Raw genomic sequence first — 19,299 nt, forward strand, 5'->3', positions numbered from 1 at the left:
GTCTCTCCCGGGGCGCGCCGCGGTCGCGGCGAAGTTCAGGACGGCGCGCCCGTCAGGACTTCCACCTTGCCGCTGTCCAGTGAGTAGTAGGCGCCGACCACGGCCAGGGCGTTCCTGGCCACGAGGGGTGCGAGGTCGCGGTTGGAGCGCAGATCCGTCGCGGTCAGCGTGACCTGGGCGCGGGTCATCGTGTCGACCGGGTCGGCGCCCCCTTCCCGGACCGCCTGCCGGTAGGCCGGCCGCAGCGCGTCGACGATCGCCTGCAGGTTGCCCGGCAGCGGTTTGCCGTCGCGCAGGGACTCGTACGCCGCCTTGACGGCGCCGCAGCGCTGATGGCCGAGGACGACCAGCAGTGGCGTGCCGCTCGTCACGGGCCCGTACTCGGCGGAAGCGGTGACCACCGGGCCGACCGCCTCCCCGCCCGTGCGGAGCACGTAGAGGTCGCCCAGCCCGGTGTCGAAGAGGATCTCCGGCGGCACCCGGGAGTCGATGCAGGACAGGACCGACGCGAAGGGTTCCTGCGTCTGGGCCACGAGCTGACGCCGGTCCGGGTCCCGGTCAGGGTGTCGCAGGTCCCCGCCGACCCAGCGCTCGTTGCCTGCCAGCAGCCGTGCGAGTGCCCCGGCGGGCGTGGTCGGCCGTGCTGTGGGCGAAGGGCTGGACGCCCGCGCGGCGACGCTGGTGGCCGAGCACCCCGCCAGCGCGGCCGTCGTGCCGGCGAGGGCGCCCGCGAGCAGGGCTCTGCGGTGCGGGCGTTCCGCCGGAAGTGGCGCTGCTGCGTGCTCGTCCATGAACGGAATGTAGGCATGCCGCGAGCCCCCGGCCATCGGCGGCGCCCCATCGGGGTGACAGGGCTCCTCCGCTCACCGGGGATGTCAATCACGGGGGCGACGACACCGGCGTGGCTGAATCGGCTCATGGGAATCAACCGGGGCCTGAAGGGGGTGTGGGCGTACGTCCGCAGTGCTCCCGGCACCTACGTGTGGCTGGGGATCCTGTTCGTCACGACCGTGGTGCTGCACTACATGCCGCCGGAGTTCGAGCAGCACTTCCTGCGGCACCGGTCGACGAACATCCACGAGCTGTCGCGCAGCCCCGTGCGGGTGCTGGTGACGAGCGCGATGTGGATCGACAGCGGGCACTGGCTGCCGTACGCCTCGCTGTACACGGTGTTCCACGCGCCGGCCGAGCGCTGGCTGGGGACGGCCCGCTGGCTGGCGGTGTGCGCGCTCGCCCACGTGCTGGCCTCGCTGATCAGCGAGGCCATGCTGCTGGCGGCGATCCGCAAGGGCATGGCCCCGCAGGCGGCGGTCCACACGCTGGACATCGGGGTGAGCTACGCCCTGGCCGGGGTGATCGCGGTGCTCGTGTACCGGATCGCGGCGCCCTGGCGGTACGTGTACCTGCCGGCGGTGCTCGCCGTGTTCGCGCTGCCGCTCGCCGCGGCGCCGAGCTTCACCGACTTCGGTCATTTCCTCGCGATACTGCTCGGTCTGGCCTGCTATCCGCTGGTCAGGGGGCGCGGAAAAGCATGGAATCCGAAGGAGACACTGGCCGCCCTCAGGGGTTAACGTCCCGGCCATGAGCAGCTGGGCAAGCAGTGTCGTCAACGGTGGCATCTCGTTCTGGTACGCGGACGACGGTCTTCCGGCGGTGCGGGAGCCGCTGTCCGGGGACGCGTCGGCCGATGTCGTCATCGTCGGCGGCGGGTACACGGGTCTGTGGACGGCGTACTACCTGAAGAAGGCGGCGCCCTTCCTGCGGATCACCGTGCTGGAACAGAAGTTCTGCGGGTACGGCGCCTCCGGCCGCAACGGAGGCTGGCTGTACAACGGGATCGCGGGCCGGGACCGGTACGCGAAGCTGCACGGCCACGAGGCCGCCGTACGGCTGCAGAAGGCCATGAACGACACGGTCGCCGAGGTGATCGCCGTCGCCGAGGCGGAGGGCGTCGACGCCGACGTGCACCAGGGCGGTGTCCTGGAGGTGGCCACCACGCCGGCGCAGCTGGCGCGGCTGAAGGCGTTCCACGAGCACGAGCTGGCGTTCGGCGAGAAGGACCGGGAGCTGTACGGCGCCCGGGAGACCGCCGAGCGGATCCGGATCGCGGACGCGGTGGGCTCGGCCTGGACCCCGCACGGCGCCCGGCTGCACCCGGTGAAGCTGGTCAAGGGGCTCGCGGCGGCCGTGGAGGCGCTGGGCGTCACGATCCACGAGTCGACGCCGGTGACGGAGATCCGTCCCAAGCACGCGGTCACCCCCTACGGCACCGTCCGCGCCCCCTACGTCCTGCGCTGCACCGAGGGCTTCACCGCGTCCCTCAAGGGCCAGAGGCGGACCTGGCTGCCGATGAACTCCTCGATGATCGCGACCGAGCCGCTGAGCGAGGAGCAGTGGGCCGGGATCGGCTGGACGGGCCGCGAGACCCTCGGCGACATGGCGCACGCCTACATGTACGCCCAGCGCACGGCCGACGGCCGCATCGCGCTCGGCGGGCGCGGGGTGCCCTACCGCTTCGGTTCCCGCACGGACAACGACGGCCGGACGCAAGGGGCGACGGTCGAGGCGCTCCGCGAGATCCTGACCCGCTTCTTCCCGTCGCTGGCGGGGGTGCGGATCGCGTACGCCTGGTCCGGTGTCCTCGGCGTCCCGCGCGACTGGTGCGCGACCGTCACGCTGGACCGCTCCACGGGCCTCGGCTGGGCGGGCGGCTACGTCGGCTCGGGCGTCGCCACCGCCAACCTGGCCGCCCGCACCCTGCGCGACCTGGTCCAGCGGGACTCCGGGCAGAGCGGGCGGACCGAGCTGACGGAGCTGCCCTGGGTGAACCACAAGGTCCGCAGGTGGGAGCCGGAGCCCCTGCGCTGGCTGGGCGTCCAGGGTATGTACGCCACCTACCGCACCGCCGACCGGCGCGAGCGCCTCCACCCGGGTGCGGAGTCCTCGCGGCTGGCCAAGCTGGCGGACCGGGTGGCGGGACGGCACTGACCCGTCCCGGCGGCTCGCATCGCGCGTACGGCGGCCGCGGCCGGTCCGCAAGCGTGGCTCGCCGCTGCCGTGCCCACGTCCTGCCTGGTCAGGGCGGGTTGTCAGTGGTGGGGTGCAGCATGGGCGCATGGTGAGGCGAGCGACGGGGAGCCGGCCCGGGGGCCGGGCGGCGGTGCGGGGCGTGCGGCGGCCGGAGGTGCGGCTGCCGGCCCTGCGGGCGTGGGCCGGCGGCGAGCTGGAGCCGGACGGCGACTATGACGGGCTGGAGTTCCTGGAGCGGGACCTGGCCGGTCAGGACGGTGTGGGCGCCCGGTTCATGGACTGCGCGCTGACGGGCTGCGCGGTGGACGAGACGGCGCTGGGCCGGGCCCGGATCCTGGACTCGGTCCTGACCGGGCTGCGGGGCGTCGGCACACAGCTCGCGGAGTCCACGTTCCGCGATGTCGAGCTGGTCGACGCGCGGCTGGGCGGCACCCAGCTGCACGGCGCCGTGCTGGAACGGGTCGTGATCCGGGGCGGCAAGATCGACTGTCTGAACCTGCGCGAGGCCCGCCTGAAGGACGTGGTCTTCGAGTCCTGCGTCCTGGTCGAGCCGGATTTCGCGGGCGCGCACCTGGAGCGGGTGGAGTTCGCGGACTGCGCCCTGAGAGGGGCCGACTTCGGCAACGCGACGCTGAAGGACGTGGACCTGCGCGGCGCCGGTCCGCTGGAGATCACCCGCGGCCTGGACCGTCTGTCCGGCGCGGTGATCAGTGCGGGGCAGCTGCTGGATCTGGCGCCCGCGCTGGCGGCGGAGCTGGGGATCCGGGTGGAGTAGGGGCGGGAGCCGGGCCGCGCGGGGTCACTTCAGCCGCGGGAAGCGGGCCTGCAGTGTCCACAGGGCCGGGTTCTCCGCCAGGTCCTCGTGGAGGTCGGTGAGGTCCGCGATCAGGTCGTGCAGGAAGTCGCGGGCCTCGCGGCGCAGTTCGGCGTGGGAGAAGGACAGCGGGGACTCCTCGGCCGGCACCCAGTCGGCGGTGACGTCCACCCAGCCGAAGCGGCGCTCGAAGAGCATCCGGTCGGTGGACTCGGTGAAGTCCAGCTCGGCCCGCTGCGGGCGGGCGGCGCGGGAGCCCATCGGGTCCCGGTCCAGCAGCTCCACGATGTCGCACAGCGCCCACGCGAAGTCCAGCACCGGCACCCATCCCCAGGCTGTGGACAGCTCGCGGTCGGTCTTCGTGTCCGCGAGATACACATCACCGCAGAACAGGTCGTGCCGCAGCGCGTGGACGTCCGCGCGGCGGTAGTCGGTCTGCGGGGGGTCCGGGAACCGGTTGGAGAGGGCGTAGCCGATGTCGAGCACGGAAGAGATGGTGTCACGCCCGCGCCCCGGCCCCGGCGCATAAGAACACATAAGATCACTGACATGTCCAGATCCGTGCGCCTCGCCCCGGCCGTCGCGGCCCTGCTCGCCCTCGCCCTCACCGGCACCGCGTGCGACGGCGGGGTCCACGGCACCCCGGGCGGCTCCGGCGTACGCGACCCGTACTTCCCGAAGGCCGGCAACGGCGGCTACGACGTCGGGCACTACGGCCTCACCCTCGGCTACACCCCCGCCACCCGCCGGCTCACCGGCACGGCCGTCATCACCGCCCGGGCCACCCGGGACATGTCCGCCTTCGACCTCGACCTCGCCGGGCTGCACGTCGACTCGGTCACCGTCGAGGGCAGGAAGGCCCGCTTCAACCGCGCGGGCCAGGAACTCACGGTCCGCCCGCACGACGACCTGAGCAAGGGCGAGACCTTCCGCACGACCGTCCGCTACTCCGGCACCCCGCGCACCCTCACCGACCCCGACGGCTCCCAGGAGGGCTGGCTGCCCACCGCCGACGGCGCCCTCGGTCTCGGCGAACCCGTCGGCTCCATGGCCTGGTTCCCCGGCAACCACCACCCCTCCGACAAGGCGGCCTACGACCTCACCGCCACCGTCCCCGAGGGCCTGCAGGCCATCTCCAACGGCGAGTTGACGGCCCAGTCCACCAAGTCCGGCCGGACGACGTACCACTGGCACACCGCCCAGCCCATGGCGAGCTACGTCGCCACGCTCGCCGTCGGCCACTACGACATCTCCCGCACCACCGGCCCGCACGGACTGCCGGTCCTCGTCGCCGTCGACCCCACGCAGGCGAAGGCGACCGAGAAGGTGCTCGCGAAGCTGCCCGGGATCATCGAGTGGGAGGAGACCAACTTCGGCCCGTACCCCTTCTCCTCCACCGGGGCGATCGTCGACCGGCCGGGCGACGCAGGGTACGCGCTGGAGACCCAGAACCGGCCCGTCTTCCCCGGCGACCAGCTCGACACGGAAACGCTCGTGCACGAACTCGCCCACCAGTGGTACGGCGACTCGGTCACCCCGGAGTCCTGGCGGGACATGTGGCTCAACGAGGGCTTCGCCACCTACGCGTGGTGGCTGTACGAGGAGGACCACGGCGACACGAGCGCCCAGGAGATCTTCGAGGACCTCTACGACGGCGACGACGAGGCCGTCTGGGCCTACCCGCCCGCGAGGCCGTCGAGCGCCGCCCACATCTCCGACAGGCCCGTCTACGAGCGCGGTGCGATGGTCCTGCAGAAGATCCGGCAGAAGGTCGGCGACGACACGTTCTACGACATCCTCCAGGGCTGGGCCGCCGCCCACCGGCACGGCAGCGTGAGCACCGCCGACTTCACCGCGTACGTGGAGAAGTCGGCCCCGCACAAGGACTTCACCGCGATCTGGAGGGACTGGCTGTACGGAGACCGCAAGCCGGCCCACGCCTGACCGGCCGCGCACTGCACCGCGGAGCGGGCTCCCGGTTCAGCGCCGCCCGCGCCATCGCCCGGCCAGGCCCTGCCACGGGCCGTGAGCCCCTGGCCGCGGCCCGCCGCGGCGGTGGCCGCCGGTCACCACGGCCAGAGGCTTCCGCGGGGTGCGGTGCCCCGCTGCCGACGGCCCGGCGCCGCCGTCCGCGCGCGGCGGCCCGAGGCCTGGTACGGCGTGCGTCAGACGTTCACGCCGAAATCCTGGGCGATGCCCACCAGGCCCGAGGCGTAGCCCTGGCCCACCGCGCGGAACTTCCACTCGGCGCCGTTGCGGTACAGCTCGCCGAAGACCATGGCCGTCTCGGTGGCCGCGTCCTCCGAGAGGTCGTAGCGCGCGATCTCGGAGCCGCCGGCCTGGTTGACGATGCGGATGTAGGCGTTGCGGACCTGGCCGAAGTTCTGGCCGCGGTTCTCGGCGTCGTAGATGGAGACCGGGAACACGATCTTGTCGATGTCGGCCGGGAGCGCGGCCAGGTTGACGTTGATCGCCTCGTCGTCGCCCGAGCCCTCGCCGGTGCGGTTGTCACCGGTGTGGACGATCGAGTTGTCCGGGGTCTGCTTGTTGTTGAAGAACACGAAGTGCGCGTCCGAGTAGACCTTGCCCTGCGTGTTCACCGCGATGGCGGAGGCGTCCAGGTCGAAGTCGGTGCCGGTGGTGGTGCGGACGTCCCAGCCGAGGCCCACGGTGACGGCGGTCAGGCCCGGAGCCTCCTTGGTCAGCGAGACGTTGCCACCCTTGGACAGGCTTACAGCCATGTTGGGAGTCCCTTCCTTGGACATCTGTGTATCTGTGCCGACGAAGCTACCGTCACCCGGGAGAACGTCGAGGGGGGTCCTGGTGGTTCCGGATCCCTTTACCTTTTTTACCCAGCCGGAAATCCAGGTGACGTACGCCGGGCCGGGCCGGGAACATGGGATGCATGTCCGGGCCCTACTTCATCCGTGGCTCCGTCTCGCTTCCCGAGGCCGAGCTGATGTGGCGTTTCTCCAGGTCGTCCGGGCCCGGCGGACAGCACGTCAACACCAGCGACTCCCAGGTGGAGCTGCGCTTCGACCTCGCCCGCACCGAGGCGCTCCCCCAGGTGTGGAAGGAGCGGGCGCTGCACCGGCTGGCCGGACGCCTCGTCGACGGGGTGGTGTCCGTACGGGCCTCCGAGCACCGCTCGCAGTGGCGCAACCGGGAGGCCGCCGCCGTACGCCTCGCCGCGCTCCTCGCGGAGGCCACCGCGCCGCCGCCCAAGCCCCGCAGACCGACCCGTATCCCGCGGGGCATCAACGAACGCCGGCTGCGGGAGAAGAAGCAGCACTCGGAGCGCAAGCGGGGCCGCTCGGGGCGTGACTGGACCTGACCGGGGGCGCCATGTCACACCGACGGGTTCTCGGGCGTCAGTAGTGGTGAGGAGCACCGCGGATGACGACGGAGAGGCCGGGTTCCCGATGACCGACAACGACTTTCTCGCCGAGCGGTTCGAGGCGTACCGCGGGCATCTGGGGGCCGTCGCCTACCGGATGCTCGGCTCCGCCGCCGAGGCCGAGGACGCCGTGCAGGAGGCGTGGTTCCGGCTGAGCCGGTCCGACACGCGGGAGGTGGAGAACCTCGGCGGCTGGCTGACGACCGTGGTCGGCCGGGTCTGCCTCGACATGCTCCGCTCCCGCCGCTCCCGGGGCGAGGAGCCCCTGGACAGCTGGCAGCCGGCGCCGTCCGCCGAGCCGGACCCCGCGCAGAGCGCGCTGCTCGCCGATTCCGTGGGCCTCGCCCTGCTGGTCGTCCTCGACACGCTCTCACCGGCCGAGCGGCTGGCGTTCGTGCTGCACGATCTGTTCGGAGTGCCCTTCGAGGAGATCGGCGGCATCCTCGGGCGCGCCCCGGCCGCGGCGCGGCAGCTCGCCAGCCGGGCCCGGCGCCGGGTGCGCGGCGTCGAGGCGCCGGAGGCCGACCTGGCCCGGCAGCGGGAGGTGGTGGACGCCTTCCTGGCCGCCGCGCGCGGCGGTGACCTCGACGGGCTGCTCGCGGTGCTCGACCCGGACGTGGTGGCCCGCAGCGAGGGCGGTGTGAACAGCGGTGCGCAGCGGGTCGCCGCCGGCGCGGCGAGCTTCGCCCACCTGGCGCGTGTGGCGCGTCCGGTGCTGGTCGACGGTGCGATCGGCCTGGCCGTGTTCGCCGACGGCCGCCCGGAGCGGGTGCTGGTCTTCACGTTCGTCGCCGACCGCATCTCGGTGATCGACGTCGTCTCGGAGCCGTCCCGCCTGTCGGACCTCACCGTCGAGGAGGTCTAGCGGGCATCAGGGCGGTGCATCAGGGCGGTCCCCTGGCGGCCCGGGGTGGTCGATCACCGGCCAGGGGGCCCGTCGGCGACCCGGGTCTCTCCCCGTGGCGGGCGGGGCGTCCGGCTCAGCCCAACTGCCGGTACCGGCCGCGGAAGTGGAGCAGCGGCCCGCCCTCGGCGCTGGGCACGTGCGCGGTGAGCACGCGGCCGATGACCAGCGTGTGGTCCCCGGCGGCCACCCGCTGCTCGGTGCGGCACTCCAGGGTGGCCAGCGCGCCCCCGACCAGGGGGGCGCCGGTGACCTCGCCGCGGACGTAGGGGATGTCCTCGAAGAGCAGCCGGTCGCTGATCCGGCCCTTCATGGCGAAGCGGCCCGCGATGTGCCGCTGGCTCTCGGAGAGGACCGACACCGCCCACAGCGGCTGCTCGGCCAGCAGGTCGTCCATGCGGGCGCCCTCGCGCAGGCTGACCAGCACCAGCGGCGGGTCGAGGGAGACCGACATGAAGGCGGTGGCGGTCATGCCGACGTCCTCCACGTCCGGCGCCCCGGGGTCGTCCGGGTCCAGCGGCGGTTCCTGCGCGGTGACCAGGACCACACCCGCGGCCAGCCGGGACATCGCGGCCCGGAACTCGTCGTTGCTCACCCCCACAGGATGCCCGGTGGCCAGGGGGGTGACGGCGGAGGGAGTCTTCAGCACGCCGCAAACGCTAGTCTTCGCCCGGCGCGGGCCGCATCGGCCCTTCGCCGGAGCCTGGTCCTAGGACCAGAGGCGCATTTCCGCGTGTCCGATGTGCTCACGTGTGCACACTGTGCGTTCGTCAAACGCACAGGGCAAACGCAGAAACTCCACTCAATTGTTCACGTTCTTCTGTGACTTGAGTCACAAGAGGCAGGAATTGTTGACCCTGTGTACCGAGTGGGCAGCGCGCTGTGATTCAGTGGCGGGAAGCCGCGAAGAGCACCGGAAAGAGCCGCCGCGAAAGACGCGCGAGAAGCGCCGAAGACAACCCTTGATTCGCTGCGAGGTCTCGGGGGGAGGGCGAGCATGGAGACCGAGTCGGAGCCGTATGTCCGCCTTGCGTCCCTGCGACAGCTGCACCAGGTCATGGCCGACATGAACACGGCACGCAGCCTGGCGGACACACTGCAGAGCGTCGCCGACGGCGCCGTGGGCGCCCTCGGATACGAGATGGCGGCCGTCAACCTCGTACGCCCCGACGGCGACCTCGTGGTCGCCGCCTTCTCCGGCAACTCCGCCGCGGAGTCCCTGATCACCGGCCGGGTCGGCTCCCGCGAGTCCTGGGACCGGCGGCTGAACATGGGAGAGCGCTGGGGCGACCTCGTCTTCATACCGCACACCGAGGGCTGGGTGCTCGACGACGACGACGTCCCGCAGTGGTACACCGACGGGCCCGCGCCGCGCTTCGAGGACGAGTGGCACCCCTCGGACCGGCTCTTCGCGCCCATGTACACCCCGGGTGTGCAGGGCGGCTCCTCCGGCGAGCTGCTCGGCGTCATCTCCGTCGACCGGCCGCGCAACGGCCGCCACCCCGGCGCCTGGGGCCGCGAGGCCCTCCAGATGTACGCCTTCCAGGCCGCCATCGCGATCAGCAACGCGCGCCTGCGCGCCAACATGCAGCGCGCCCTGGTGCGGCTGGAGCGCGACCAGCAGGCCCTGCGCGCCAGCGAGGAGTCCTTCCGGCAGGCCTTCGAGTACGCCCCCTCCGGCATGGCCATCGCCGAGATGGGCGGCGACCAGCACGGCCGGATCCTGCGGACCAACGACGCCCTGTGCCGCCTGCTGGGCCGGCCGGCCTCCGCGATGCGCCGCTACTCCTTCTCCGACCTGGTCCACCCCGAGGACATCGGCACCCTGCTGCGCACCTCGGCGGAGGGCGGGCGCGCGGAGCTGCGGCTCGGCCGCCGGGACGGCACGTACGTGTGGGTGTCGCTGCGCAACTCGGTCGTCGCGGACGCCGCCGACGGCCCCCGCTTCCTGCTCACCCACGTCGAGGACATAGAGGAGCGCAAGCGGCGCGAGCTGCAGCTCGCCCACCGCGCCTCCCACGACTCGCTGACCGGCCTGCCGAACTCCGCCGAGCTGCGCTCGCGCCTGGCGGCCCGGCTCTGCCGGCGTCCCGCCCACGCCGACACCCTGGCCTCCCTGGACGCGGCCTACGGCCATCCGGCCTTCGACGCCCCCGCCGGCCACGGCTTCGACTTCGCGCCGGGTGCGGAGGCGTACGACGCCTACGACCACCATGTGCACGCCGTCGCCCCCGAGGACGGCCGCGACGACGGCACCAAGGGTCTCGCGGTGCTCTTCTGCGACCTCGACGGCTTCAAGTCGATCAACGACCGCTTCGGGCACAACGCGGGTGACGCGGTGCTCATCGAGGTCGCCCGACGCCTCTCGGGGGGTGTCCGCGACGGCGACACGGTGGCCCGCCTCGGCGGCGACGAGTTCGTGATCCTCGCCGACGGCCTCGGCCGGGCGGACGCGCAGGACCTCGCCGTACGGCTGCGCAACGAGATCATCCAGCCGATCCGGGCCGAGGGCCGGGCCGTCCGGGTGGGCGCGAGCTTCGGCATCGGGTGGGCACACTGCGGCATGACGGCGGACGAAGTGCTGAAGTCCGCTGACGAGCGGATGTACGTAGAGAAACGATCTCGTCCCAAACAGCACCGACGCGCCGGATGATCCCCAGGTCAGCGAGCTGATGCGGTCTGAGTCACCCGTTTGGCCGAGTGAGAGCGGGTAGGCTCGCCATTCCAACCCCAACCGCATCCGCCCGCACCTGTTGAGGAGTACCAAGGGATGACGCCCGGCGACAACGGCGCGAGCACGCCCGAGGACGACGACCCGTTCGGCTACCTGTACGCAGACGGCCAGGCACGGGGAGCCCAGCCACCGTCCGGCGGCGGTTACGGCTACCCGAACTCGGTCAGCAGGGTGCGCGCGGTCGGCGAGCGTTCGTACCAGCCGCAGCAAGCCCCCTACGGTCAGCCGGGCCCCCAGCAGCAGGGCGCCTACGGCCAGCCGAACGTCCGCTACCAGGCCCCCGAGACCCTCCCCGGCGGCGCCCCGGCCGGCCGCCAGCAGACGCCGCCCGCCGGCCGCCGGGGCCCGAACACCAAGGGCCTGCTGATCGGTGCGATCGCGGTGGTCGCCGCGGTCGTCATCGGCATCGGCGTGGCGATGATCAACGGCAACACGGACGACGGCAAGTCCGGCGACCAGGCCGGTTCCGGCCCGTCCCAGTCCCAGAGCAGCGAGCCGAGCCCGTCGGGCAGCAACTCGGCGGCGCCGGGCGAGCTGCCGAAGGCCGACGCGAAGACCCTCCAGCTGGCCGGCGGCGCGACCACGGCCTCGGACGTCAAGGGGTCGAAAGCGGCCGGCGGGGTCTATGTGACCGGGTTCAACGCTGCCGGCGCCTCGGTCACCTGGACCGTCAACGGCATCCCCGAGGCCGGCAAATACAGTGTCTACGTCGGTTACAGCGTTCCCGGCAAGGACGCCACCGCCACCCTCACGGTCAACGGCACGGCTTCCAATACGCCTGCCGGCCTGAAGAACTGGGCACACGCCGCTGCGGGCGACTACGAGAACGGCTGGACGAAGACGTACAGCTGGATCCAGCTCGCCAAGGGCTCGAACACCATCAAGCTCTCGTGCGAGCAGGGCAACCAGTGCGACGCCCTCATCGACCAGATGTGGCTGGTGAAGGGCTGGGTCGGGGGCTGAGTCCTGAAGCGGTGTCGCGACCTCGCCTGCCGCCGAGGTCGCGACACCCTCTGCTCAGATGCGTCCGCCTTCGACACACAGGACGGCCACCCGGCCCGTCCTTCCGTCCCCCTTCGCCCACGGGGTCGTGGATCGGCCGGTTTCAGGCCGCGGTGACCTCACTTGCCACTGCCACCCGCCCCCGCAACTCCTCATACGCGGACCGGTCGAACTCGCCCGCCGCCGGAGCCACCACCGTCGCCGCCGACAGAGCGACCGCGCGGGCCAGGCGGGTCGGCCATGGGAGTTGCCGTATCAGGCCCGACAGCAGGGCCGCCACCGCCGAGTCGCCCGCGCCGGTCGGGTTGCCGTGGAGCGGGGCGGGCGGGGCGGCGCGCCAGCGGCCCTCGGGGGTGACCGCGAGGAGGCCGTCGGCGCCGAGGGAGGCGACCACCGCGTGGGCGCCGCGCCGGCGGGCGTCCTGGGTGGCGCGCAACGGCTCGTGGGAGCCGGTGAGTTCGGCCAGTTCGTCGGCGTTCGGCTTGATGATGTCCGGGCGGGCGGCCACCCCGCGGCGCAGTGGCTCGCCGCTGGTGTCCAGCAGGACCGGCACGCCGGCGGAGCGGGCGGTGCGGATCAGGTTCGCGTACGCCCCCACCGGCACCCCCGGCGGCAGGCTGCCGCACAGCGCCACCGCCGAGCTGCCGGACAGCAACTCCTCGTACCGGCCCAGGAAAGTCGCCCACTCGGCCGGGGTGATGTGCGGGCCCGGTTCGTTCAGCTGGGTGGTGTCGCCGGTCAGCTGGGACACGACCGCGATGGTGCGCCGGGTCGCCCCGGAGACCGGCACCAGCGCGTCCACCGGCCCGGCCCCGTCCGCGAGCCGCTCGCGCAGCACCTGGCCGGTCGGGCCGCCGGCGAACCCGGTCACCGTCACCTCGTGCCCGAGGGCGGCCAGCACCCGGGCCACGTTCACGCCCTTGCCGCCGGGCCGCTCGACGACCTCCGAGACCCGGTGCGAGGCGTGCGGCCGCAGCGACGGCACCCGGTAGGTGATGTCGAGAGCGGTGTTCAGCGTGACCGTGAGGATCACCCGGCCCGACCTCCCTCGCAGTTCATGTCCCCGTCATCGGTTTCCGGGGCCACGATCATGCCAAAGAGACGGCGGCCGGCCCAGTCGCGAGTCGGCCGCCGTCAGCGGAAAAGACGGACGGATCAGGCCAGTTGGGGCACTACGACCCACTCGCCGTGCCGCATCACGCCCTTCAGCTCGAAGTCCGCGTCCAGCAGGACCAGGTCGGCGTCCTTGCCGGGCTCCAGCGAGCCGATGCGGTCGGAGAGGCCGAGGAGGCGGGCGGGGTTGACGGAGAGAGCGGTCACGGCGTCCTCCACCGACAGCCTGTCGACGGTCACCGCCCGCTTAAACGCGCGGTCCAGGGTGAGCGTGGAACCCGCGATGGAACCGCCCTCCACCAGCCGGGCCACCCCCTCGCTGACCTCGACCTCCAGCGGGCCGAGCATGTAGCGGCCGTCGCCGATGCCGGCCGCGTCCATCGCGTCCGTGATGAACGCGACCCGGTCCGCGCCCGCGTGATGGAACGCCAGCTCCAGCGCGGCGGGGTGCAGATGGGTGCCGTCGTTGATCAGCTCGACCGTGACCCGCTCGTCCTCCAGCAGCGCGGCGATGGGTCCGGGGGAACGGTGGCCCAGGGCGGGCATGGCGTTGAACAGGTGCGTGGCGACCGTGGCGCCCGCGTCGATGGCCTCCACCGTCTGCTCGTACGTGGCGTCGGTGTGCCCGATCGCCGCGATCACACCGTGGTCGGCCAGCAGCCGTACGGAGTCGATGCCGCCGGGCAGCTCGGCCGCGAGGGTGAGCATCCGGGCCTTGCCGCGCGCCGCGTCGATCAGCTTGCGGACCTCGGCCGGTTCCGGGTCGCGCAGCAGCTTCTCGGAGTGCGCGCCCTTGCGGCACGGCGAGATGAACGGCCCCTCGAAGTGGATGCCCGCGATGTCGCCCTGCTCGGCCAGTTCGCTCAGCAGCCCGGCCTGGCGGACCAGCAGGTCCATCTCGTCGGTGACGGTGGAGGCGACCAGGGTGGTGGTGCCGTGCGCGCGGTGCGTGCGGATGGCCGTGAGGATGTCGTCCGGCGTGCCGGAGAAGGAGGCTCCGCCGCCGCCGTGGTTGTGGATGTCGACGAAGCCGGGCACCAGCCAGTGGCCGGATACGTCGACGACCTGGGCGTCGGCCGGGGGGTGCGCGGCGATGTACTTGCCGTCGACGGCCAGCTGTCCGTTCTCCACCGTGCCCTGGGGAAGCACCACACGTGCGCCGGTGAGTACCTGCGGGCGCGCCGTGGCTGATCGCGCCCCGCGGCGGAGCCGCATATCAGTACCGCCCCGCGCCCCTGACGGGGCACTGTCGCCGCCCGGAGTCTCCCGCTCAGTGGCCATCAGGTGCTTACCTCCGGAGTCGTAGGGGTGGTCGTCGTCAGCAGGTCCCGCGCGAGCAGTCCCGCGCCCAGACAGCCGGCGGTGTCGCCGAGGGCGGCGGGGACGATGGTGGGCAGTTTCTGGAAGGTGACCCGGCGCCGGACGGCGTCCCGCAGCGGCTGGAACAACACTTCCCCCGCCTCGGCCAGCCCGCCACCGATGATCAGCGTGCGGGGGTCCAGCAGGGTGAGGGCGGTGACCAGCCCGTCGGCGAGCGCGTCCACGGCCTCCTGCCAGACCCGCACGGCCTCCGGGTCGCCGGACGCGACGGCCTTGGCGCAGTCGGCGGCGTCCGCGTCCGGGTCCCCGCAGACCGCCGCCCAGGTCTCGCTGACGGCGGACGCGGAGGCGTACCGCTCCAGACAGCCGTGCTGCCCGCACGGGCAGGCGGTGCCGCCGGGCCGTACGACGATGTGGCCGATCTCGCCCGCGAAGCCGTGCGCGCCCGCCTCGACCCGGCCGTCGATGCCGATGGCGCCCGCGATCCCGGTGCCGAGCGGCACGAACAGGAAACGGTCGGCGCCCTTGCCCGCACCGATGCGGCCCTCGGCGAGCCCGCCGGTGCGCACGTCGTGGCCGAGGGCGACGGGGATGCCGAGCCGCTCGGTGAGCAGCGCGCGCAGGGGGACGTCCCGCCAGCCCAGGTTGGCCGCGTAGGAGGCGATGCCGCGCTCCTCGTCGACGATGCCGGGGACCGCGAGGCCGGCGGCGAGGGCGGGGGCGCCGTGCCGCTCGGCGCCATAGGCGTGCAGTTCGGCGGCGAAGTCGAGGATCGTCGCGACCACCGCGTCCGGGCCGCGCTCGCGGCCGGTGGCGCGGCGGGCGCGGTGCAGCAGCGCGCCGTCGTCGCCGACGAGGGCGGCCTTCATCCCGGTACCGCCCACGTCCAGGGCGATGACATGTCTCACCACGGCGCCTAGTGTGGCCCTCCTACCCGGGAGAGGTCTAGTCCACTCACGTGGTGTAGACCTTATGTGTCCATATATTGAACGGTCAGACAGCAGGGTTGGGGCTTTGAGCGTGCGTCGGCGTACGGCAGGAATAGTCGCGGTGGTGTCCGCACTGGGTATGACGGCGGCCCTCGGCGGCTGCGGGAGTACGGGCTCCTCCGACGTGACCCTCAGACTCGTCGCCGCCGACTACGGCGACTCCGCCGCCAACAGCTCCAAGAAGTACTGGGACGCCCTGGCCAAGGACTACGAGTCGCAGCACCCCGACGTGAAGGTCGAGGTCAGCGTCTACTCCTGGAACGACGTCGACCGCAAGGTCAAGGAGATGGTCGACGCCGGCGACGCCCCCGACATGGCCCAGATCGGCGCCTACGCCGACTACGCCGCCGCCGGCAAGCTCTACCCGGTCTCGGACCTCCTCTCCATCCGCACCCAGGCGGACTTCCTCTCCCAGCTCTCCGACGCCGGCGCCTGGAAGCACACGCAGTACGGCGTCCCGTTCGCCGCCTCCACGCGCGTGCTCTTCTACAACAGGACCCTCTTCACCAAGGCCGGCATCACCCCGCCCACCACCTGGGACGACCTGGCCGCCGACGCCGAGGCGCTCAAGGCCAAGGGCGTGAAGTACCCCTACGCGCTGCCGCTCGGCCCCGAGGAGGCGCAGGCCGAGACCATGCAGTGGCTGCTCAGCGGCGGCAACGGCGGCAGCGGCTACACGGACGACATCGGCACCTACACGATCGACTCCGCGGCGAACGTCTCGACCTTCACCTGGCTCAGGGACGAGCTGGTGGGCAAGGACCTGACCGGCCCGGTCGCCCCCGGCAAACTCAACCGCGCCGCCGCCTTCGCCGCCTTCGCGGACGGCGACGTCGGCATGCTCAACGGCCACCCGACGCTGATCCAGCAGGCCACCAGGAAGGGCGTGAAGTTCGGCATGGTGCCGATGCCGGGCCGCACCGGCACGGCCAGGGCCTCGATGGGCGTCACCGACTGGATGATGGGCTTCAGGCAGCACGGGCACGCCGCGCAGATCGGCGACTTCCTCGACTTCGTCTACTCCGAGAAGAACGTCCTCGAGTTCTCCCGGACGTACGGGCTGCTGCCGGTCACCAGCTCCGCCTCCAACGCCATGAGCGGGTCGGACACGGGCGTGGACCAGGCCCTGCACCCCTTCCTGGAGCAATTGCCCACCTCCGAGCTGTACCCCGTCGGCAAGACCTCCTGGGCGGCGGTCAGCGCGGCCGTGAAGCAGAACATCGGCCAGGCGGTCGTCCCCGGCGGCAGCCCCTCCGGCGTACTCTCCCGGCTCCAGGCCACCGCCACGGCGGCCGACAGCAGCAGCTCCAGCTAGGGAACCGCCGGTGCCCGGCGCTACGGTGGCCCACATGGAACTGGGCAGCCGTGAGAAGGCCATCCTCGCGCTGGAGCGCCGGGGTTTTCCCGGCGCCGGCGCGAAGGAGCGGGCGATCCGTGAGGAGCTGGGGCTGGCCCCGGTGCGTTACTACCAGCTCCTCAACGCCCTGCTGGACGACGAGCGGGCCCTGGCCCACGACCCGGTGACCGTGAACCGCCTGCGCCGGGTGAGAGAGTCACGCCGCGCCGAACGCTGACCCGGACCGGCACCCGTCCGGGCCGACCGGGTCCGGTCACGGGCGGGCGGGACGGGTCCGGGGCCGCAGTCGCAGGCGTATCCCGGCGCCAGCCGGATAGTGTCGCGGTATGGACCCTCTGCCCACCCCGCAGACCCAGCCCGGCCGGGAAGGCCTCGCCGCCCTGCTCGCGCAGCCGCGCACCGCACTGGTCGGCCTCGACTTCGACGGCACCCTGGCCCCCATCGTGCCCGACCCCGAGCAGGCCCGCGCCCACCCCGACGCCGTACCGGCGCTCGCCGAGCTGGCCCCGAAGATCGCCTCCGTCGCGGTGATCACCGGCCGCCCGGCCGAAGTCGCGGTCCGGTACGGCGGCTTCGACGGCGTCCCCGGCCTGGAGCACCTGACCGTCCTCGGCCACTACGGCGCCGAACGCTGGGACGCGGCCACCCGCACCCTCACCGCCCCCGCCCCGCACCCCGGCGTCGCCGCCGTCCGCGCGGAGCTGCCGGGCCTGCTGGAGCGTAGCGGCGCCGGTGCCGGCACCTGGATCGAGGAGAAGGGCCGGGCCGTCGCGGTCCACACCCGCCGCGCCGCCGACCCGCAGGCCGCGTTCGAGGCCCTGCGCGGTCCCCTCACCGACCTCGCCGCCCGGCACGGCCTGATCGTCGAACCCGGCCGCCTGGTACTGGAACTGCGCCCGCCGGGCATGGACAAGGGCGTGGCCCTGCTCGACCACGCCCGCGCCACCGGCGCCGGCTGCGTCGTCTACGCCGGCGACGACCTGGGCGACCTCCCCGCCTTCGCCGCGGTCGACGAACTCCGCAAGAACGGCACCCCCGGCCTGCTGGTGTGCAGTGGCAGCACCGAGGTCACCGAACTGGCGGAACGGGCCGACCTGGTGGTGGACGGTCCCGAGGGGGTCGTGGACCTGCTGCGCCGGCTGGCGGCTCAGCTCGGCTGACCGGTCAGCGCATCCAGCTGGTCCAGGAACCACCGGGCCGGCGGCAGCGCGGTCGCGGCGGCGGCCAGCCGCTTGGAGCGGGCCGCCCGCTCCTCCGCCGGCAGGCTCAGCGCCTCGTGCAACGCCTGGGCCGTGCCGCCGATGTCGTACGGGTTCACCGTGAAGGCGTCCGCGCCCAGCTCCTCGTACGCCCCGGCCTCCCGGGACAGCACCAGCGCGCACCCCTCGTCCGAGACGACCGGGACCTCCTTGGCGACCAGGTTCATGCCGTCCCGGATGGGGTTCACCAGTGCCACGTCGGCCAGCCGGTACGCGGCCAGGGAGCGTGCGAAGTCGTCCTTCACGTGCAGGACCACCGGCGTCCAGCCCGGCGTGCCGTAGTGCTCGTTGATCTCGTCCGCGACCCGCTGCACCTCGGCGGTGTAGTCGCGGTACACGGCGAGGTCCTGGCGGGAGGGGTAGGCGAACGCCACGTGGACGACCCGCTCACGCCACTCGGGGTGGTCCTCCAGCAGCTCCCGGTACGCCAGCAGCCCGCGCACGATGTTCTTCGACAGCTCCGTGCGGTCGACCCGGACGATGGCCCTGCGGTCCGGTCCGATCTCCTCCCGCAGCGCCGCCATCCGCTCGGCCACGTCCTCCCTGTGGGCCCGCTCGCGCAGGAAGTCCGCGTCGGCGCCCAGCCCGTGCACCCCGATCCGGGTGCCGGAGGGGATGCCGGGCCCGAGCACCGCGTGACAGCAGTCCCGGAACGCGTCCGCCCACCGCTCGGTGAGGAACGCCGCCCGGTCCGCGCCCAGGATGCCGGTCAGCAGCTCGGCCGCGATGTCGTCGGGCAGCAGCCGGAAGTAGTCCGGCGGGGCCCACGGGGTGTGCGAGAAGTGCCCGATGCGCAGGTCGGGGCGGAGCCGGCGGAGCATACGGGGAGCGAGGGCCAGGTGGTAGTCCTGGATCAGCACCGCCGCGCCCTCGGCCGCCTCCTCGGCCAGCGCCTCGGCGAACGCCTGGTTGTAGGCCTCGTACGACGCCCACTGCCGCCGGAACTCCGCGTCGAAGACCGGCTCCAGCGGGGTCTGGTACAGCATGTGGTGGACGAACCAGAGCACCGAGTTGGCGATGCCGTTGTACGCCTCGGCGTGGACGGCCGCGTCGATGTCGAGCATGCGCACCCGCTGGCCGCCCGTGTCCTCGGCCGGCAGCAGCCCGCCGTCCGCGCGCCGGACGGCCGCCCGGTCGCCGTCGCCCAGCGCGGCGCACACCCACACCGAGCCGGCGTCCGAGCCGATGGCGGACAGCCCCGAGACCAGCCCGCCGCCGCCCCGCCTGGCGTGCAGCGAGCCGTCCTCGCGTACCTGGTAGGAGACCGGGCCGCGGTTCGACGCGACCAGCACCTGAGCTTTCTCGGCAGCATCGTGCGTGGGAGCCATACGCCTCAACCTAGCCCGGCCCGTAAACACTCAAACGTACGTTCCGTCCGGG

At 72.7% G+C, this 19,299-nt stretch carries 19 protein-coding genes; 11 read left to right on the forward strand and 8 right to left on the reverse strand.

All coding sequences use genetic code 11. From position 1 onward, the window contains the following. Positions 1-35: 35 nt before the first annotated feature. Positions 36-791: a carbonic anhydrase gene (locus AB0B40_RS09800; protein WP_345051402.1), complete on the reverse strand. Its 756-nt coding sequence runs from the start codon at positions 789-791 to the stop codon at positions 36-38. 126 nt (positions 792-917) lie between these two features. Here AB0B40_RS09800 and AB0B40_RS09805 point away from each other — a divergent pair, with 126 nt between their 5' ends. From AB0B40_RS09805 to AB0B40_RS09815, 3 genes are all read left to right on the forward strand, one after another. After that, the gene (locus AB0B40_RS09805) at positions 918-1,571 is read left to right on the forward strand and encodes a rhomboid-like protein (protein WP_362263643.1); all 654 of its coding nucleotides are present in this window, start codon (positions 918-920) and stop codon (positions 1,569-1,571) included. Between the two features lie 10 nt (positions 1,572-1,581). Beyond that, a complete protein-coding gene (locus AB0B40_RS09810) occupies positions 1,582-2,988 on the forward strand; it encodes an FAD-dependent oxidoreductase (protein ID WP_362263644.1) in 1,407 nt (468 codons plus the stop codon). Positions 2,989-3,115: 127 nt separating this feature from the next. After that, positions 3,116-3,805, forward strand: a complete 690-nt coding sequence (locus tag AB0B40_RS09815; protein ID WP_345051395.1) for a pentapeptide repeat-containing protein — start codon at positions 3,116-3,118, stop codon at positions 3,803-3,805. Between the two features lie 24 nt (positions 3,806-3,829). Here the strand turns inward: AB0B40_RS09815 and AB0B40_RS09820 are convergent, their stop codons facing one another. Further along, complete coding sequence (locus tag AB0B40_RS09820) at positions 3,830-4,330, reverse strand: hypothetical protein (protein WP_345051392.1); 501 nt, start codon at positions 4,328-4,330, stop codon at positions 3,830-3,832. A gap of 63 nt (positions 4,331-4,393) precedes the next feature. Here AB0B40_RS09820 and AB0B40_RS09825 point away from each other — a divergent pair, with 63 nt between their 5' ends. Further along, complete coding sequence (locus AB0B40_RS09825; RefSeq protein WP_362263645.1) at positions 4,394-5,788, forward strand: M1 family metallopeptidase; 1,395 nt, start codon at positions 4,394-4,396, stop codon at positions 5,786-5,788. A gap of 221 nt (positions 5,789-6,009) precedes the next feature. On the opposite strand, the gene AB0B40_RS09830 is transcribed toward AB0B40_RS09825, so the two are convergent. After that, positions 6,010-6,585: a TerD family protein gene (locus AB0B40_RS09830; protein WP_345051387.1), complete on the reverse strand. Its 576-nt coding sequence runs from the start codon at positions 6,583-6,585 to the stop codon at positions 6,010-6,012. 155 nt (positions 6,586-6,740) lie between these two features. Between AB0B40_RS09830 and arfB the strand changes: the two genes are divergently transcribed. Together arfB and AB0B40_RS09840 are read left to right on the forward strand one after the other, a co-directional pair. After that, positions 6,741-7,178 carry an alternative ribosome rescue aminoacyl-tRNA hydrolase ArfB gene (gene arfB / locus AB0B40_RS09835; protein ID WP_345051384.1) on the forward strand — a complete coding sequence of 146 codons (438 nt, stop codon included), beginning with the start codon at positions 6,741-6,743 and terminating at the stop codon, positions 7,176-7,178. 88 nt (positions 7,179-7,266) lie between these two features. Then, positions 7,267-8,106 (forward strand): sigma-70 family RNA polymerase sigma factor, encoded by an 840-nt coding sequence (locus AB0B40_RS09840; RefSeq protein ID WP_345051381.1) that lies wholly within the window; start codon positions 7,267-7,269, stop codon positions 8,104-8,106. A 115-nt stretch (positions 8,107-8,221) separates the two neighbouring features. On the opposite strand, the gene AB0B40_RS09845 is transcribed toward AB0B40_RS09840, so the two are convergent. Beyond that, on the reverse strand, positions 8,222-8,794 hold the full coding sequence (locus tag AB0B40_RS09845) for a flavin reductase family protein (RefSeq protein WP_345051378.1): 573 nt from the start codon (positions 8,792-8,794) through the stop codon (positions 8,222-8,224). A 348-nt stretch (positions 8,795-9,142) separates the two neighbouring features. Here AB0B40_RS09845 and cdgB point away from each other — a divergent pair, with 348 nt between their 5' ends. Beyond that, on the forward strand, positions 9,143-10,798 hold the full coding sequence (gene cdgB, locus AB0B40_RS09850) for a diguanylate cyclase CdgB (RefSeq protein WP_362263646.1): 1,656 nt from the start codon (positions 9,143-9,145) through the stop codon (positions 10,796-10,798). A 117-nt stretch (positions 10,799-10,915) separates the two neighbouring features. Next, complete coding sequence (locus AB0B40_RS09855; RefSeq protein ID WP_345051372.1) at positions 10,916-11,842, forward strand: CBM35 domain-containing protein; 927 nt, start codon at positions 10,916-10,918, stop codon at positions 11,840-11,842. A 142-nt stretch (positions 11,843-11,984) separates the two neighbouring features. Here AB0B40_RS09855 and AB0B40_RS09860 read toward each other — a convergent pair whose 3' ends face one another. From AB0B40_RS09860 to AB0B40_RS09870, 3 genes are all read right to left on the reverse strand, one after another. Continuing rightward, complete coding sequence (locus AB0B40_RS09860; protein ID WP_345051369.1) at positions 11,985-12,914, reverse strand: 1-phosphofructokinase family hexose kinase; 930 nt, start codon at positions 12,912-12,914, stop codon at positions 11,985-11,987. A 122-nt stretch (positions 12,915-13,036) separates the two neighbouring features. Further along, complete coding sequence (gene nagA, locus AB0B40_RS09865) at positions 13,037-14,209, reverse strand: N-acetylglucosamine-6-phosphate deacetylase (protein ID WP_345051483.1); 1,173 nt, start codon at positions 14,207-14,209, stop codon at positions 13,037-13,039. A gap of 65 nt (positions 14,210-14,274) precedes the next feature. After that, the gene (locus tag AB0B40_RS09870; protein WP_345051481.1) at positions 14,275-15,222 is read right to left on the reverse strand and encodes an ROK family protein; all 948 of its coding nucleotides are present in this window, start codon (positions 15,220-15,222) and stop codon (positions 14,275-14,277) included. Between the two features lie 142 nt (positions 15,223-15,364). Here AB0B40_RS09870 and AB0B40_RS09875 point away from each other — a divergent pair, with 142 nt between their 5' ends. From AB0B40_RS09875 to otsB, 3 genes are all read left to right on the forward strand, one after another. Continuing rightward, positions 15,365-16,618, forward strand: coding sequence for an extracellular solute-binding protein (locus AB0B40_RS09875; RefSeq protein ID WP_362263647.1), 1,254 nt, complete (start codon positions 15,365-15,367; stop codon positions 16,616-16,618). A 34-nt stretch (positions 16,619-16,652) separates the two neighbouring features. Beyond that, the gene (locus AB0B40_RS09880) at positions 16,653-16,877 is read left to right on the forward strand and encodes a DUF3263 domain-containing protein (protein WP_345051364.1); all 225 of its coding nucleotides are present in this window, start codon (positions 16,653-16,655) and stop codon (positions 16,875-16,877) included. A gap of 109 nt (positions 16,878-16,986) precedes the next feature. After that, positions 16,987-17,820: a trehalose-phosphatase gene (otsB, locus tag AB0B40_RS09885; RefSeq protein WP_362263648.1), complete on the forward strand. Its 834-nt coding sequence runs from the start codon at positions 16,987-16,989 to the stop codon at positions 17,818-17,820. Here otsB and AB0B40_RS09890 read toward each other — a convergent pair. Then, complete coding sequence (locus AB0B40_RS09890) at positions 17,808-19,247, reverse strand: trehalose-6-phosphate synthase (RefSeq protein ID WP_362263649.1); 1,440 nt, start codon at positions 19,245-19,247, stop codon at positions 17,808-17,810. The two genes, otsB and AB0B40_RS09890, sit on opposite strands and share 13 nt — an antisense overlap. Positions 19,248-19,299 lie beyond the last annotated feature (52 nt).

The organism is Streptomyces sp. NPDC042638 (genome assembly GCF_040647235.1).
Classification (GTDB): Bacteria; Actinomycetota; Actinomycetes; order Streptomycetales; family Streptomycetaceae; genus Streptomyces; species Streptomyces rameus.

Excerpts from the sequence above, each read along its gene's own strand:
- AB0B40_RS09800 (WP_345051402.1), bottom strand. The coding sequence starts at position 791 with ATGGACGAGCACGCAGCAGCGCCACTTCCGGCGGAACGCCCGCACCGC.
- AB0B40_RS09805 (WP_362263643.1), top strand. The coding sequence starts at position 918 with ATGGGAATCAACCGGGGCCTGAAGGGGGTGTGGGCGTACGTCCGCAGT.
- AB0B40_RS09810 (WP_362263644.1), top strand. The coding sequence starts at position 1,582 with ATGAGCAGCTGGGCAAGCAGTGTCGTCAACGGTGGCATCTCGTTCTGG.
- AB0B40_RS09815 (WP_345051395.1), top strand. The coding sequence starts at position 3,116 with ATGGTGAGGCGAGCGACGGGGAGCCGGCCCGGGGGCCGGGCGGCGGTG.
- AB0B40_RS09825 (WP_362263645.1), top strand. The coding sequence starts at position 4,394 with ATGTCCAGATCCGTGCGCCTCGCCCCGGCCGTCGCGGCCCTGCTCGCC.
- AB0B40_RS09830 (WP_345051387.1), bottom strand. The coding sequence starts at position 6,585 with ATGGCTGTAAGCCTGTCCAAGGGTGGCAACGTCTCGCTGACCAAGGAG.
- arfB (WP_345051384.1), top strand. The coding sequence starts at position 6,741 with ATGGGATGCATGTCCGGGCCCTACTTCATCCGTGGCTCCGTCTCGCTT.
- AB0B40_RS09840 (WP_345051381.1), top strand. The coding sequence starts at position 7,267 with ATGACCGACAACGACTTTCTCGCCGAGCGGTTCGAGGCGTACCGCGGG.
- cdgB (WP_362263646.1), top strand. The coding sequence starts at position 9,143 with ATGGAGACCGAGTCGGAGCCGTATGTCCGCCTTGCGTCCCTGCGACAG.
- AB0B40_RS09855 (WP_345051372.1), top strand. The coding sequence starts at position 10,916 with ATGACGCCCGGCGACAACGGCGCGAGCACGCCCGAGGACGACGACCCG.
- nagA (WP_345051483.1), bottom strand. The coding sequence starts at position 14,209 with ATGCGGCTCCGCCGCGGGGCGCGATCAGCCACGGCGCGCCCGCAGGTA.
- AB0B40_RS09880 (WP_345051364.1), top strand. The coding sequence starts at position 16,653 with ATGGAACTGGGCAGCCGTGAGAAGGCCATCCTCGCGCTGGAGCGCCGG.
- otsB (WP_362263648.1), top strand. The coding sequence starts at position 16,987 with ATGGACCCTCTGCCCACCCCGCAGACCCAGCCCGGCCGGGAAGGCCTC.
- AB0B40_RS09890 (WP_362263649.1), bottom strand. The coding sequence starts at position 19,247 with ATGGCTCCCACGCACGATGCTGCCGAGAAAGCTCAGGTGCTGGTCGCG.